The sequence below is a fragment of the Lactococcus ileimucosae genome (assembly GCF_943193185.1).
GTDB classification, from domain to species: domain Bacteria; phylum Bacillota; class Bacilli; order Lactobacillales; family Streptococcaceae; genus Lactococcus; species Lactococcus ileimucosae.
The window spans coordinates 1-15524 of sequence record NZ_CALPDE010000033.1 but is presented as its reverse complement, the minus strand read 5'-3'; the positions used below and the strand labels follow the sequence as shown (position 1 = coordinate 15524).

The 15524-nt window shown below is 39.6% G+C and carries 12 protein-coding genes and 1 pseudogene; 11 read left to right on the top strand and 2 right to left on the bottom strand.

Going from position 1 to position 15524, the window contains the following annotated elements; translation table 11 throughout:
• Window positions 1-611: pseudogene (locus NFR51_RS10190) on the top strand (hypothetical protein); the annotation flags it as partial.
• 145 nt (window positions 612-756) lie between these two features.
• Here NFR51_RS10190 and NFR51_RS10185 read toward each other — a convergent pair.
• Window positions 757-3366 (bottom strand): YfhO family protein, encoded by a 2610-nt coding sequence (locus tag NFR51_RS10185; RefSeq protein WP_251713546.1) that lies wholly within the window; start codon window positions 3364-3366, stop codon window positions 757-759.
• Between the two features lie 114 nt (window positions 3367-3480).
• Complete coding sequence (locus NFR51_RS10180) at window positions 3481-4260, bottom strand: DUF4931 domain-containing protein (RefSeq protein WP_251713545.1); 780 nt, start codon at window positions 4258-4260, stop codon at window positions 3481-3483.
• 160 nt (window positions 4261-4420) lie between these two features.
• Between NFR51_RS10180 and mnmA the strand changes: the two genes are divergently transcribed.
• From mnmA to NFR51_RS10130, 10 genes are all read left to right on the top strand, one after another.
• A complete protein-coding gene (gene mnmA / locus NFR51_RS10175; protein ID WP_251713548.1) occupies window positions 4421-5545 on the top strand; it encodes a tRNA 2-thiouridine(34) synthase MnmA in 1125 nt (374 codons plus the stop codon).
• A 325-nt stretch (window positions 5546-5870) separates the two neighbouring features.
• A complete protein-coding gene (gene rpsA / locus NFR51_RS10170) occupies window positions 5871-7094 on the top strand; it encodes a 30S ribosomal protein S1 (protein WP_202230828.1) in 1224 nt (407 codons plus the stop codon).
• Window positions 7095-7376: 282 nt separating this feature from the next.
• Window positions 7377-7598, top strand: a complete 222-nt coding sequence (locus NFR51_RS10165) for a hypothetical protein (RefSeq protein ID WP_251713544.1) — start codon at window positions 7377-7379, stop codon at window positions 7596-7598.
• Window positions 7599-7619: 21 nt separating this feature from the next.
• Window positions 7620-8138, top strand: a complete 519-nt coding sequence (locus NFR51_RS10160) for a YiiX/YebB-like N1pC/P60 family cysteine hydrolase (protein WP_251713543.1) — start codon at window positions 7620-7622, stop codon at window positions 8136-8138.
• Window positions 8139-8154: 16 nt separating this feature from the next.
• Window positions 8155-9315, top strand: a complete 1161-nt coding sequence (locus NFR51_RS10155) for a YncE family protein (protein WP_251713542.1) — start codon at window positions 8155-8157, stop codon at window positions 9313-9315.
• 102 nt (window positions 9316-9417) lie between these two features.
• Window positions 9418-11043, top strand: coding sequence for a glycoside hydrolase family 13 protein (locus tag NFR51_RS10150; RefSeq protein ID WP_251713541.1), 1626 nt, complete (start codon window positions 9418-9420; stop codon window positions 11041-11043).
• A 395-nt stretch (window positions 11044-11438) separates the two neighbouring features.
• Entirely contained in the window at window positions 11439-11963 is a 525-nt protein-coding gene (pyrR, locus tag NFR51_RS10145; protein WP_251713540.1) for a bifunctional pyr operon transcriptional regulator/uracil phosphoribosyltransferase PyrR, read from the top strand.
• A gap of 2 nt (window positions 11964-11965) precedes the next feature.
• Entirely contained in the window at window positions 11966-13252 is a 1287-nt protein-coding gene (locus NFR51_RS10140; protein ID WP_369948880.1) for a uracil-xanthine permease family protein, read from the top strand.
• Window positions 13253-13365: 113 nt separating this feature from the next.
• The gene (locus NFR51_RS10135) at window positions 13366-14289 is read left to right on the top strand and encodes an aspartate carbamoyltransferase catalytic subunit (RefSeq protein WP_251713539.1); all 924 of its coding nucleotides are present in this window, start codon (window positions 13366-13368) and stop codon (window positions 14287-14289) included.
• Between the two features lie 23 nt (window positions 14290-14312).
• Window positions 14313-15395, top strand: coding sequence for a carbamoyl phosphate synthase small subunit (locus tag NFR51_RS10130; protein ID WP_251713538.1), 1083 nt, complete (start codon window positions 14313-14315; stop codon window positions 15393-15395).
• Window positions 15396-15524: the final 129 nt, after the last annotated feature.

The window sequence follows — 15524 nt, the reverse complement described above, 5'->3', positions numbered from 1 at the left end:
ACCAAATCAACTTTAGCCTCATGGCACCGGGGACTATCTTCACCATGGCTGGGGAGCAGTACCGTTATTTGGAGAATATGAGTAGTGGGAATCATCTGATTATTCGGAATGACTCTTTCCTTGGAGAAGGTGTTTTCCAACAGGATAATCGCCTTAACACATGGTACGCTGCGCTTGACCCAGCAGTTCAAGCTATGACTCAACCTGTAGCGGATAGCTTTGACACAGGAGTTGTGGCGGATGCTGATATCGTTTGGGAGGGGCAGAATAGATGGTTACCAGCCAATCTGCATGCATTCCCAGAAGTTGAGGCAGATACAACCCAAGTTGATCCAAGCGGTACTCCGCGGGCCTTTGCACTTTCCTTGGCAGATGTAGTTCGTCTATCAGGACCGGGTAGGGCATTTACTGATTTTTCTAATCGAGCAACAGATCAGGGAGAAAATGATGGTTGGCTCCTTCGCACTCCTAGTGTTGTGAGCGGTCACAGGGTTTGGTTAGTTGGTTCTTCTTTGCACAATCTTCAAGGTCAACTAAATGGAGCAGGTTATGGTACTGGTCCAGCGGCTCCGAATAGAGGTGTCCGCCCCGCAATCATCGTTCACCAATAACAGAATTATCCCTATAATAATACAAGATTCTGAAACATAGATATAGGGACGAGTAGACTCAAAAGAAAAATCGCTTGCCATGGCACTCCTGCGTGTCAAGAACAAGCGGTTTTTTGATGTTTAAACTTTGCAAGTCTCTCTCAACTTAGTGTTCCTGGTCCCTCATACTGCTTTTTCGCTTTACAAAATCATAACCAATAAATAAAAAGATACCAACAAAGAAACAAGTTAGCCCAGCCTTAAGCCCTTGCGGGAAAAATTGAAGCTCCACCTTATGTTGTCCTGCAGGAGCGTCTAGTTTCATGAAACCTTGCTGCGCCCTATCTAGTTTAACAGGTTTTCCATCCAGCTTAGCAGTCCACCCTTTATCGTAAGGAAGTGTGAGGAAGAGCTGTCCAGAGCTGTCTGCTTTGTAAGTCAGATGAATTCCATTTTTGACTTGCGTCGTCTTGACTTCTGTTTTTTTCAAGCTATCGATAGCCGCTTGATATTTATTTGTATCCAGGGCCCAGAATCTTGTTGTTCCAAAAGAAACTTGGGTGTTTTCTGGAAAAGAAACACTTACTTTTAAAGGTGTAGTCTTTGCAAAGTAACCTAAATTATAAAAGTTTCCAACATCCTTGCTGTTTACATTATAAACATGGAGGATTTTTGGCCCAGCACTGATACTGATCGTCGTTGTTTTTGAATTTTGACTGAGATAGCTCACATTAGGAAGCTCAAGATAAATCTGACTGTGGGCAGGAGCTGTAAGATCATAACTTACAGAAACACCGCCCTCTTCTCCTAATTTCCGCGTAAGAGTAACTTGATTTTCGTTTCCTGATATATTACTGTTGCTTGTTTCAGAGTGTGCATAGAACTGAGTGAAATACTTTTCACGGCGATGTGTCAGATGGTTAAGAAAGGATTCTTGATTTTTCAAGAATTCTTTTTTATTGTCAATGAGAGGAGCATCTTTAAAACCCTCCTGGACAAATATACCTAAAGACAAGGCGTTTTTATTTTCAAACAGATAGGGCTTCATTTGTTTAAAACCATATTTTTCCGGTTGAAATTGATTGATATTATAATTTATAGAAAGCAGCGAATCCATGATTAGAGTATTCTCAGGATAGCGGAGGTTAAGATAGGTGCCATCCGCATGAAATCCTAGGAGTTTCATGATTTTACTGGAGTTACTGTTACGAACGGAAGAAAACTGGGACAGTGCATTATAGTTATATTTCATGCCGTCATTTGCAGTGTCAGGCGCTATATTTTCAGTTCGGACAAACGTATTGCCTGCCCGAGAATGGACATTTGCGATAAGGGGGTGTATGAACTCAGTTTGGGTATTGTAATAATTTCTACTGGCAAAATTCCACTCTCTTTTGATACCAGAAAGCTGATAATAAGTATTTAGACCAGCCTCTGCGGCCATGAATAGAGAAAGGATAATAAGCAGAGGACGCCAAGGGAGCCATTTTTTAAAGAAAGTTAAAGCAGCAAGGAAGTAAGCCAGCATAAAAAGCAAAGTAAGGAGAACATGAAGGGCATAAATATAAGGGTATCCTCCCAACAAGGCTGTGCTAATAAAGGCAAGACTAAGGAAGACAAAAGGCAATAAAAGCATCCATAATTTCACTTGCCTGTAACGTGTGAGCGTTTCACAAGTCAGAAGTAAAATAATCAAGGAGAAGAGGAAAGCATAGCGATGTAAAAACATGTTAGGTGAATGCATACCTTGCCACGCTAAATCTAAAAATTGAAGATAGAAGGAAGCAATCAGAAGAGTAAGCAAGGCACCAAATGCAAGTTTGGTCCGCCTTTTGACTTGGGGGAGGAAGAAGAAAGTAAGGGCAAGAAGAAGGGGAAGAAGCCCGAGATAAATCATTGGTACAGCATTATACTGCGTGGTGTCATAGGCACCAATGAAGTTTTTAGAAAAAAGATCAAAAAGATCAGAATTTTGAGTCCAGAGCGCATCTATTTGCGATACAGCCTGGCTATTGTTTGCTTTCAGGTCCAGATACATGGGCAATAGCATAACTAAACTTGTGAAAGCAGATAAAGCAGAGGTGAGAGCAAAATCAAAAAATTTTCTCCAGGACCATTTTTGGAATGTTGAACGCGCTAGAAAGTAAAAAATGAGGAAAAGAGCAACCATAAAACCAAAATAGTAATTTTGGATAAATAAGAGGCTTAAGGTAATGAAATAGAGACGACGTTTTCCAAAGTCTTGTAGCGCATGCATTCCCCATATGATTAAAGGAAGCCAAATGAAGACATCCAACCACATAATAATTTCCACTTGACTCGTTAAGAAACTCATTAGAGTAAAGGAGGTCGATAGAGCAAGGATGAGGAGAGAGGGAAGCTTCTTATACATATTTTTCAATGCAACAAAGCTTGAGAGACCAATAGTTCCAAACTTTAAAAGTGTGATCAGATATAACGCATCAGGCATATTATGAACATTGAAAAAATAAGTAATGGGCATGAAGAAACTCCCCATATAGTAAGCCGAAAAAGCATAAAGATTGAGCCCCAAACCATTGGTGAAGGCATAGAGAAAACCTAGGTTACTATTATGAAGGATATCGCGATAGAGGGTATGAATAGCGACATATTGATGATAAGCATCGCCAGCAAGAATAGAAGTGTCACTTCCCCAATAGATGCCGAGGAAGGCAAAAGCAACCGCAAGCAATCCAGCAGGAAGAACAAAACTTCCTAGCAGCAACCACATATTTTTCTTGATAAAATCAAACATGCTTTTATTATAACCTAATTTATAAAAGAAAAACTGGATTATGTTGAAAAGAATCTCCTAAAATAGACACTGTAAAAAACTTACAGTACAATCTATTTTACTCGGTTCTTTTCATTAGCCCAGTTTTTCTTTTAATTCTCTTGCGATTTCTTCTAAACGATTGTTTTTATTGACCTGTGGAATTTTGTAGCCGATATAATAAGGGGAAGTAATGAAACGAGGAACGATTTTACAGATATAACGCTGACTGTCTGGCATTTTGTAGAAGAAAAGGTTGTAGGAATCACAACGACCATTCATATAGTCATTTAATAAATATTGTGTAATAATCTGAACCTTGTCTGCCAAATGATCGATATACTCAAGATGAGAAATGATGACATTGAACTCAACAAAACCCATAATTGGCCGTGTAGAAAGCGTGATATCTACACTGTTTTCCTTAAGTGTCACACCTTCAAAATTTTCAGGAGAGATATGTTCGTAACCATCGGCCTCTGACAAAGCAACAATTTGCATATGCGGATGGCGTAAAGTTCCCCCAGAGTGCGGCCCGAAGTTTTTAAACATGAGTACGGATTTATATTTAGAGTCGTCCAGCAACTTTTGCCAGCACTCAAAAGCAAAACGAAAAACTTGTCTATTTTCTTGTACGGAGTATGTAGAAACATCACCAAGGTGTTTGTCAGATTCGATAATGACAGTCATTAAAGAATTTTCAATGGTCGGAAATTTGTTTTTGAGCCAAATTTTGTGCTCTTGATGGTCCAAAATGTCTTTGAGATTTGGAGTATCACAAAAAGGACAAACTCGCTTTGTTTCAGCAAGGTTTGCGTATTTATTTTTATTGATTTCCATGTTGAAAATTAAAGGATTATCTGTATGTTCAATCATATCTCTATTATAGCATTTCGCGGTCTATTTATTTCCGGAAAAAATTGTTATAATAAGTCGTTACCTATTATTTACTTCAGCCTTCAACTGAATGTAAGCTTTTTTGTTTTTCTAAAGAAAAATAGGAAATCTAATAAAAATAGAAAGAGATGGTGAACAAATAATGGATAATTCAAAAACAAGAGTCGTTGTCGGTATGTCCGGTGGTGTCGATAGTTCGGTTACAGCATTATTGCTAAAAGAACAGGGTTACGACGTCATTGGTGTCTTCATGAAAAACTGGGACGATACTGACGAAAATGGTGTATGTACAGCTACAGAGGATTATAAAGATGTAGCAGCAGTAGCCGATCAGATTGGTATTCCCTACTATTCTGTCAACTTTGAAAAAGAATATTGGGACCGCGTGTTCGAATATTTCTTGGCGGAATATCGCGCAGGGCGCACACCTAATCCGGATGTCATGTGTAATAAAGAAATCAAGTTTAAGGCTTTTCTTGATTACGCAATGGAACTCGGGGCTGACTATGTAGCAACAGGACACTATGCCCGTGTCACAACAGACGAAGATGGCACAGTTCATATGCTTCGTGGCGTAGATAATAATAAAGACCAAACCTATTTCCTAAGCCAATTGTCACAAGAGCAACTGAAGAAAACAATGTTTCCACTTGGGCATTTAGAAAAACCAGAAGTACGTGCGATTGCTGAACGTGCAGGATTGGCAACAGCCAAGAAAAAAGATTCGACAGGAATTTGTTTTATTGGTGAAAAGAATTTTAAAGAATTTTTGTCAAACTACCTTCCCGCAACTTCCGGTAAAATGATGACACTAGATGGTGTAGAAATGGGAACTCATGCCGGACTCATGTACTATACCATTGGGCAACGCGGTGGTTTAGGTATTGGCGGTCAACAAGGTCAAACGACAAGTGAACCATGGTTTGTTGTAGGGAAAGACTTGAGCAGCAATACACTCTATGTTGGGCAGGGGTTCCACCATGAACACCTGTATTCAGACAGTTTAACTGCAAGTGGATTGAGCTTTACCCGCCCAATGCCTGAAGAATTTGAAATGCATTGTACAGCTAAATTCCGCTATCGTCAAGAAGATACAGACGTAACAATCGCTGTTAAAGGAGATAAGGTTACGGTCAAGTTTGCTGAGCCTGTACGTGCAATCACTCCAGGACAAGCCGTTGTTTTCTATGATGGAGACGAGTGCCTTGGCGGAGCCTTGATTGACTTTGCTTATAAAAATGGGCAGATTATGCAATATCAGTAAACAAGGTGTGAGTTGATTTGGCTTCTTACGCGAGGACAGAGGTGGGCTTGAGAGACATGATCGCTCAGGGACAAAAATTGACCATTCGGCATTTCAACAATGCTAATAACAGAGCATGAAAGGAAAAATTCCACACTTAAAAATTGCGTAGCTTTTAGGAAAAATACTACTAGAGCAGGTCTAAAATGTATTTGAAAATATTTCAAGCTATTCTTTGTAAAAAAGAAGAAAAAATGCATAAAAAAGCTTTCATTTCTCTCATAGTTGTGATATACTAAGTCATAAGACTGTAGACAGTCAAATTGTTGGAGGAATTTTTTTACAAATGAATGAATTTGAAACATTGTTAAACAGCGTTGAGGACGTTAAAGTACGTGATGTCGTAAAGGGTGAAATCCTTACTATCGAAAATGGGCAAGCAACAGTTGCTATCGTTGGTACAGGTGTTGAAGGTGTCCTTACACTTCGCGAAATCACAAACGACCGTGATGCTGATATCAATACATTCGTAAAACCTGGTGATATTCTTGATTTGCTCGTTATCAAACAAATTGTTGGTAAAGACGCTGAAGGTGCTAATGTATACCTTCTTTCATTAAAACGTCTTGAAGCGCGTAAAGCTTGGACTGAACTTGAAGGCAAAGAGGGTGAAGTCGTTACTGTTAAGGTTACTAAAGATGTTAAAGGCGGACTTTCAGTAGATTATAACGGTGTGCGTGGATTTATTCCAGCATCTATGATTGACACATATTTCGTTAAAGATACGAAGAAATTTGTTGGTCAAGAAATTGAAGCTAAAATTATCGAAATTAATGCTGCAGAAAACCGCTTCATCCTTAGCCGCCGTGCTGTAGTTGAAGCTGAAAATATCGAAATGCGCAAAGAAGCTTTTGCTCAATTGAACGAAGGCGATATCGTTGAAGGTACTGTTTCACGTGTTACTAACTTTGGTGCATTCGTTGATCTTGGTGGTATTGATGGACTTGTTCACGTTTCAGAACTTAGCCACAACCGTGTCAAACGTCCAGCAGACGTTGTAAAACCTGGTGACAAAGTTGAAGTTAAAATCTTGAAACTTGATGAAGAAGCTGGTCGTCTTTCACTTTCTCTTAAAGCTACACAAGCTGGCCCATGGGAACAAGTTGAAGAAAAAGCACCAGTTGGCTCAACTGTTGAAGGAACTGTTAAACGTCTCACTGATTTTGGTGCATTCGTTGAACTTTTCCCAGGCGTTGAAGGACTTGTTCACGTTTCACAAATTTCTTGGGACCGTGTTGAAAATCCAAAAGATGTGCTTAAAGTTGGTCAAGTTGTGAATGTAAAAGTTCTTGATGTGAAACCTGAAGAAGAACGTATTTCACTCTCAATCAAGGCTTTGGAAGAAGCGCCTGCTCGCCCAGCTCGTAACAACGAAGACGGTGAAAAACGTGAACGCAAACCACGCGCACCACGTAAGGCAGCAAAACCAAGCTACGATCTTCCAGAAACTCAAGAAGGTTTCTCACTCGCGGACTTCCTCGGCGAAGACTTCGATATCAACGATTTGTAAGAAAATCTCCAGAAAAGTCACCTTGGTGGCTTTTTTTGATTTCTTCTTTACTAAAGATAATTGCTTCCTTTAATCTATTTTTTTCGAAAGACTTCTGAACTTAATTATTCAGGAGTTTTTCTGTTTTATTGAGATTCAGTTATGTTAATTGCAAAAAACCAAATCATTTCATGAATAATACATATTGTTTCGTTAATTTAATATTTCCTTACATAATTAGAACATTGTGAATGGCAAAACTATGTTAAGCTAAAAGAACAACTATTAGAAAAGAGGAAACCTATGATGAAGAAGAAAAGACAGTTGTCTATCGGACTGATGAGCCTTGCTTTATTAATGTCCGGAGGAGCAGGTCAAGTCCAAGCTGAATCCTTGGAAGACTTGAAAGCAAGGATGGCAGAACATGTCAAAAAATTAGAAAGGAGTAGCCGCTCAGCAGATACGCAAGAAACAAGAAAAATGGAAAAAGAACTGGAAGAAATGTATTTGAAGATGGTCGATTAAGAGATGAAGGAAAATAAGATCATGGAAAAGATCGATAACTTACCCGTAGTTCCTGACAAGACAGACCGTACACGTGCACGATATGGCAACTGGACCTGGCGTGATGGTGTGATTGCCATTACAAATAGAGGGATTTCAGGCAGCTGGCATGCGGGAATAGTAGCTCCTCAGTATCCCAAAGTTACTGCAGAGTCTTCCCCCTATACAAATGGGGTTAGATTTCAATCTAACTTTGAAAGTCGTGGAAAAGTAGGCAACCATAATGTCTGGCAAACAGGTGTAAAATCAACATCTGTCTCACAAGATTGGCATGCAGGACATTGGGCGGGGAGACAGGTAGGCAAACCTTATAACTTCAACTTCTACCGAACCAATAATAGGAACAGCTTTTACTGTTCGCAGTTGGTTTGGGCAGCCTATATGGATGTTGCTAAGGTTAATCTCAATACTTCTGCTTATGATATCCTAGGCGCACGGGCTATCCATCCCTCGGAGCTGCTTTATAATAATAAAGTCCAGTTGATTTACCGTGCGAAATAAGGATGTCTATTGAACAATGAAAAAAATAATATTACCAGTCCTAGCTGCTGTTTTTCTCTCACTTGGTGCCGTCTTTTTAGTCTATAGAGATGCCCCTAAAGGCGATCAAACCTTTAAAACAAGTAAAAAAATTGACTTTTATATCATGTCGTACAAAAAAATTGTGGGTTTTGAGAAGACTAATGAAGGGGCAAAGAAACGTTCAGAAGACAAAGTAAAGCTAGGAGAGCAGACTGCAACCCATAATCTTCAACCTGCTTCTAAAAATAATCATTTCTTTGTTTTTGAAGATTTCGCACCAGGACCTTTTCCAAGAGGTCCACAAACAGTCGTCAGCTTAGATATTGAAAAAGGCAGCTTATCAAAAGCAGAATACCCCGAAGGACCTATCACAGGTGCAGGATTTGACGGAAATTTTTACTATCCTATGACCAGTCAACCTGATGGAGGCTCGGTTCACAAATATGATAAGTCGAAAACACTAAAAAAGCAATTTAAATTCCCAGATACAGCTGGTAACGTGATGCATGCTGCAGCAACAGATGAAAAACATATTTATGTTTTGAATAGTACGATGAATGAAGGAGATAAATACACGCACAATAATCTTGTGATTTTTGATAAAAAGAATTTAAAGAAGGTAGATGAAAGATTAATCACCAATGCAAGTGCTGCCGTAGCAAATTCAGAAGCTTTTTTAGATATAAAGTTGATAGGAGATAAGTTTTATCTGACAAATACAAGTTATCGACTGAAAAGCAATCCATATGAACCCACTCCACAAGATAAATTAGTTATCCTTGATAAGGACAGTTTGGCACGTAAGGAAGTTAGCTTGGGGAAAGATGAACCACACAAAATAGCAGTATCTAATGACGAAAAAACTTTAGCCATAAGTCATACGAATGATGGTTTTGATCCCTCAATGATAATAAGCTTCTATGACATAGGCACCCAAAAAATCAGTCGCTTAGAACTTAATGAATCACTTATGGAGAACTATTCTACAGAAGACATGCTTATCAATGTCGACTTTGATAAAGACGGCAAAGTGTGGATCTTGACTTGGAAAAATCTTCTTGTCTATGATTTGGAAAAGCAAGAAAAAGTTTTCGGGATTGACTTAGCAACATATGACTTGGAATATTCTCACTTGCTGGCTTTGAAGAAAAAGTGAGCAGCCTTTTCGAAAAAATTAATGCTCTCTTTTGTTGCTCATTTTGCTTAAAAATGCTATCATAATTTTAAGCAACCGTTTGCATTAAAAGAGAGGTGAATCATGGATAAACAAAATTGGTGGCAAGAAGCAGTAATATATCAAATCTACCCTCGTAGTTTTCAAGACAGTAATGGTGATGGGATTGGAGATATTAAAGGGATTATTTCTCGTCTAGATTATCTGGAAAAATTAGGCATCACTGGCATTTGGCTTAGCCCAGTTTATAAATCACCTAATGATGATAATGGGTATGATATCTCAGATTATGAATCAATCATGGATGAGTTCGGAACGATGGCAGATATGGAAACATTGATTTCTGAAGCAGAGAAGCGCGGGATTAAGATTATTATGGATCTGGTTGTTAACCATACCAGTGATGAGCATCCGTGGTTTATCGAAGCGAGAAAATCTGAAAAAAGTAAATATCGGGACTATTATATTTGGCGAGATGCAGCTGAGGATGGCAGTCTGCCTAACGATTTGAAATCGCTATTTGGGGGATCAGCTTGGCAGTGGGATGAGACAGCAGGCCAATATTACTTACACTTATTTAGCAAAAAGCAACCCGACTTGAACTGGGAAAATGAAGCACTACGTCAGGCAGTTTATGACATGATGAATTTCTGGATAGACAAAGGCATCGGTGGTTTCCGTATGGATGTTATTGATCTTATAGGAAAACAGCCGGATAAGGGGATAACAGGCAATGGACCAAAGCTGCATGATTATTTAAAAGAAATGCACCAAGCAACTTTTGGCGGAAAAAATCTCTTAACGGTAGGAGAAACTTGGGGTGCAACGCCTGAAATTGCAAAACAATATTCTAACCCAGTCAATAAAGAACTTTCTATGGTTTTTCAATTTGAACATATCGGCTTAGATGAAGCAGAAGGAAAAACCAAGTGGGATTTGATTCCGCTAGAGATTTCAAAATTAAAAGAAGTCTTTAGTAAATGGCAAACAGAACTTGGAGATGAAGGCTGGAATTCTCTTTTCTGGAATAACCATGATTTGCCGCGGATTGTCTCACGCTGGGGCAACGATAAAGAATATCGAGTAGAATCTGCTAAAATGCTAGCAATTTTGTTGCACATGATGAAAGGGACACCCTATATCTATCAAGGGGAAGAGATTGGGATGACCAATAGCCCTGTAACGGATATCCAGCAAGTCGATGATATCGAAAGTCGGAACATGTACTATGAAAGATTGGAAGAAGGTTACAGTAAAGCGGAGATTCTGACTTCCATCAATGCCAAAGGGCGTGACAATGCCCGGACACCTATGCAGTGGAATGCACAAGATAATGCAGGCTTTACAACAGGCAAGCCTTGGTTGGCTCTGAATCCGAATTATAAGCAAATAAATGTTGAAGCTGCTCTAAAAGATAAAAATTCTATTTTCTACACTTATCAAAAATTGATTGCTCTACGTAAGGAAAATCCTTTAGTTATTTGGGGCGAATTTGAACTCTTAACGGAAACAGAAGAGGAAGTTTTTGCTTATGTACGTTCTTATAGGGGAGAAAAGTGGCTAATAGTCGCTAATTTTAGTGTGAACGAGACCCCATTTTCAACAGAAGGAACAGTTAAAGAAATTCTTATTCATAACTATTCTGATGGTCAAATAGACTTGAATGGAAGCACACTCAGACCTTATGAAGCTTTTGTGGTAAAACTTTAATCACTATTTAGAATCAAGAAGTTGTTCGTTTTTTATGGAACCATTGAAAAGTAGGGCATAATTTTTCTTGAACGCTATAACATGTAGAAGGGGAGATTGTGTCTATATGCTGCAAAAAAGCCGAGGAAGTCATTTTTCGGCTTTTAATATATTGTTGTTGGCGTAATTTAGAAACAATGATAATTTGCAAGTCTACGTAGTTTTTCCAAACCTGAAATCATAAATTCTTGCAAAAAAATAGAGGATTTGCTATAATCTCTATAACCTTTAAGTGTGTCCAGAGAGGCAGGCAAGGTCAGAATCTTAAATGAACTTAATTAAAGTATATTATAGAGTATTTTCTGATGCCTTCCCTAGCCCTTGGACTAGGGAATTTTTCTATATTGGAGTGTTTTATGGCAAAAAAAGAAATCATCGATGAAATTACGATGAAACGTGCGATTACACGTATCACTTATGAAATTATTGAACGAAACAAGGAATTGGACAAATTAGTCCTTATCGGAATTAAAACGCGTGGCGTATACTTGGCACAACGTATCCAAGAGCGCTTAACACAATTGGAAAATATTGATATGCCTTTAGGAGAGCTGGATACACGTCCGTTCCGTGACGATAAGAAAGCGACAGAAGATACAACAGAAATCAATGTTGATATTACTGGGAAAGATATTGTACTGGTGGACGATGTGCTTTATACAGGACGCACAATTCGTGCAGCAATTGATGGCTTAGTGGAACGTGGCCGACCTGCCCGTGTGCAGCTTGCGGTGCTTGTCGATCGTGGGCATCGTGAATTGCCGATTCGTGCAGATTATGTTGGAAAAAACATCCCAACAGCCCAAGACGAGCAGATAATTGTGAATATGGCAGAAATAGATGGTGTAGACAGCATCTTAATTAAGAAAGACGAGGCATAAGTGTGGCAAGTAATACAGATATTCTTTTGAAAGTTGATGAAAAGCCCAAAGGCGGTCAATGGTTTGGCTTATCTTTCCAGCATCTCTTTGCCATGTTTGGCTCAACGGTTTTGGTTCCAATCCTTGTAGGGATTGACCCGGCCATTGCTTTGCTCAGTTCAGGCTTAGGAACTTTGGCCCATATGTCAGTAACACGGTTTAAGGTACCGGCATACATGGGTTCTAGTTTTGCCTATATCGGAGCGATGCAACTTTTAATGAAACAAGGGGGAATGCCAGCCATCGCTCAGGGAGCTTTAACAGGTGGTCTAGTGTATTTACTCGTTGCCCTTATCGTCCGCTTTGCTGGACAGGGTTGGATTGATCGTGTGCTTCCACCAATCGTTGTGGGACCTATCGTTATGGTTATTGGACTCTCACTTGCACCTGTCGCCATCAATGATTCAATGTACACAAATCCTGGAGCGATGACAGGCTATAGCTTACCTTTCCTGATTATCTCGATGATTACTGTTATGGCGATTGTTGTTTTCAGTATCTACGGTAAAGGCTTCTTATCAGTAGTTCCTATTTTACTCGGGATTGTTACAGGCTATGTCGCGGCTATCATCATTGGTAAAATAACAGGACACACTATTGTAGATTTTAACAATGTAACACATGCAAACTGGCTGGCACTGCCAACGATGGAAATTCCATTTTTCAGCTATAAATGGGCCTTCTATCCGTCGGCTATCTTGACGATGGGACCGATTGCCTTTGTCACAATGACAGAGCACTTTGGTCATATCATGGTTCTAAATTCCTTGACGGGAAAAGATTATTTTAAAGATCCAGGTCTTGACAAAACTTTGTCTGGTGATGGTTTGGCACAGGTCATTGCCTCAGTTCTTGGAGCACCGCCAGTTACTTCATACGGTGAAAACATTGGTGTTATGGCCATTACAAAGATTCACTCGATTTATGTGATTGCAGGTGCAGCGGTCTTGGCTATCGTGGTCAGCTTTGTTGGAAAAATCACAGCCCTCTTGACCTCGATTCCAAGTCCAGTTATTGGTGGAGCCTCAATCGCCTTGTTCGGGGTAATTGCTGCAAGTGGTTTGAAAATCATTGTGGAAAATAAGATTAACTTTGATATCAAACGTAACTTATTAATCTCAAGTGTCGTTTTAGTCATCGGTATCGGTGGTATGGTCCTTGAAATTACGCAAAACTTACAGATTTCATCTGTAGCTATTGCAACAATCATTGGTATTGTGCTGAACCTGGTTTTACCAGAGGAAGCTTAATATAAAGTTTTGCTCTGGCAAACAGTAACACTCAGAGCAACTTATCGTCGTTCATCAACATTTAAAAAAATCGTACTACAGAGAGAGTGCGATGAGGGTAAAGGAGACCTATAATGTCAGTAACAAATGGTTTAGTGAGCTTGCCACATTTGACAAGCATGGAAGTTTTATCAACAGAAGAAGTAATGGGCTTAATCAAACGTGCTTCTGAGTTTAAAAAAGGGACAGCGAAATTTGAAAACGAGCGCCAAATTTTCACTTCCAATCTCTTTTTTGAAAACAGTACGCGGACGCACAACTCTTTCCATATCGCAGAGCGTAAACTTGGATTGGATGTGCTGGAGTTTGATGTAGGTACAAGCGCCCTCAGCAAAGGCGAAACGCTTTATGATACGATTTTGACTTTAGACGCGCTTGGCGTAGAAGTCTGTGTCATTCGCTCATCCGAAGAACAGTACTATGAACAGTTAATTCAATCTGACAGCATCAGCTGTGCAATTGTGAATGGTGGAGACGGTAGTGGTCAGCACCCTAGCCAATGTTTGCTTGATTTGATGACGATTTATGAAGAATTTGGTAAATTTGAAGGACTAAAGATTGCCATCTCTGGTGACTTGACACATTCTCGTGTAGCCAAGTCAAATATGATGATGCTCAATAGACTAGGGGCACAACTCTATTTCACAGGTCCTGAAAAATGGTACAACGAAGAAGAATTTGGTGCTTATGGCACCTATGCCAAACTTGATGATATCTTGCCGGAACTGGATGTGCACATGTTACTTCGTGTACAGTACGAACGTCACACTGCTGGAGATATCATTTCAAAAGAAGATTACCATGAGCGTTATGGCTTGACAGTAGAACGTGCGAAACAGCTTCGTGATACAGCAATTATCATGCACCCAGCACCTGTTAATCGTGATGTTGAGATAGCTGATAGTCTCGTTGAGTGCTCGAAGAGTCGCATTGTTCAACAAATGACAAATGGTGTTTATACACGTATGGCCATTTTGGAAGCTGTGTTGCGTCACTGAGCGAAGAATTATCGGAGGAATCTATGAAGCGACTGTTAATATTGGAAGATGGGACTATCTTTGAGGGAGAATCAATTGGTGCCAACACGGATATAACAGGGGAGCTTGTCTTCAGCACAGGCATGACAGGTTACCAAGAATCCATTACTGACCAATCTTATAATGGACAGATTTTGACTTTTACATATCCATTGGTAGGAAATTATGGAATCAATCGAGACGACTATGAATCCATTCATCCAAGCTGTAAGGCAATCGTTGTCAGCGAAGTAGCACGTCGCCCTTCCAACTGGAGACTACAGATGTCTTTAGATGAATTTTTGAAAGCCAAAAATATTCCAGGGATAACTGGGGTTGACACACGGGCACTTACAAAAATTATCCGTCAGCACGGAACGATGAAAGCAGCTCTGGTCAATATCAAAGATGATCTTGAGCATCAGATGAGTCAACTTAAAGCAACTGTTTTACCCAATAATCAAGTGGAGAAAAGCAGCACTTTAACGGCTTACTCCGCACCAAATACAGGAAGAAAAGTGGTCGTTGTCGACTTTGGGCTTAAACATTCAATCTTAAGAGAACTCTCAAAGCGCAATTGTGATATTACAGTTGTGCCTTATAACACAGGAGCAGAAGAAATCTTGGCTATGAATCCAGATGGTGTCTTGCTGAGCAATGGTCCTGGGGATCCAACAGATGTCCCACAAGCTGTGGAGATGATTCAGCGTATTCAGGGGAAGATTCCGATTTTTGGGATTTGCTTGGGTCACCAACTTTTCAGTTTAGCCAATGGAGCAAGGACTTATAAGATGAAGTTTGGACACCGTGGTTTCAATCATGCGGTGAAAGAAATTGCGACTGGAAGAATTGACTTTACCAGTCAAAATCATGGCTATGCTGTATCAGCCGAAGATTTGCCCGAAGATTTATTGATTACTCATGTAGAAATCAATGACCAATCAGTTGAAGGCATTCGTCATAAGCGTTATTCAGCATTTTCGGTTCAATTTCATCCTGACGCAGCGCCGGGGCCGCATGATGCCAGCTATTTATTTGACGACTTTATGGACATGATGGATGAATATCGGAAGGGAAAAGCGGTTTAAACAGAAATTTCTGAAAGACGACAAGAAATGATAAAAAGAAAAAATGGAGTCGTGAACAGCTCCTGTTAAAATGGACAAGAAATAAAAAAATATTTCGTCCATTTTAACAAGGAGCTTTTCTCATGCGTA

Excerpts from the sequence above, each read along its gene's own strand:
- NFR51_RS10185 (WP_251713546.1), bottom strand. The coding sequence starts at position 3,366 with ATGTTTGATTTTATCAAGAAAAATATGTGGTTGCTGCTAGGAAGTTTT.
- NFR51_RS10180 (WP_251713545.1), bottom strand. The coding sequence starts at position 4,260 with ATGATTGAACATACAGATAATCCTTTAATTTTCAACATGGAAATCAAT.
- rpsA (WP_202230828.1), top strand. The coding sequence starts at position 5,871 with ATGAATGAATTTGAAACATTGTTAAACAGCGTTGAGGACGTTAAAGTA.
- NFR51_RS10165 (WP_251713544.1), top strand. The coding sequence starts at position 7,377 with ATGATGAAGAAGAAAAGACAGTTGTCTATCGGACTGATGAGCCTTGCT.
- NFR51_RS10160 (WP_251713543.1), top strand. The coding sequence starts at position 7,620 with ATGGAAAAGATCGATAACTTACCCGTAGTTCCTGACAAGACAGACCGT.
- NFR51_RS10155 (WP_251713542.1), top strand. The coding sequence starts at position 8,155 with ATGAAAAAAATAATATTACCAGTCCTAGCTGCTGTTTTTCTCTCACTT.
- NFR51_RS10150 (WP_251713541.1), top strand. The coding sequence starts at position 9,418 with ATGGATAAACAAAATTGGTGGCAAGAAGCAGTAATATATCAAATCTAC.
- pyrR (WP_251713540.1), top strand. The coding sequence starts at position 11,439 with ATGGCAAAAAAAGAAATCATCGATGAAATTACGATGAAACGTGCGATT.
- NFR51_RS10135 (WP_251713539.1), top strand. The coding sequence starts at position 13,366 with ATGTCAGTAACAAATGGTTTAGTGAGCTTGCCACATTTGACAAGCATG.
- NFR51_RS10130 (WP_251713538.1), top strand. The coding sequence starts at position 14,313 with ATGAAGCGACTGTTAATATTGGAAGATGGGACTATCTTTGAGGGAGAA.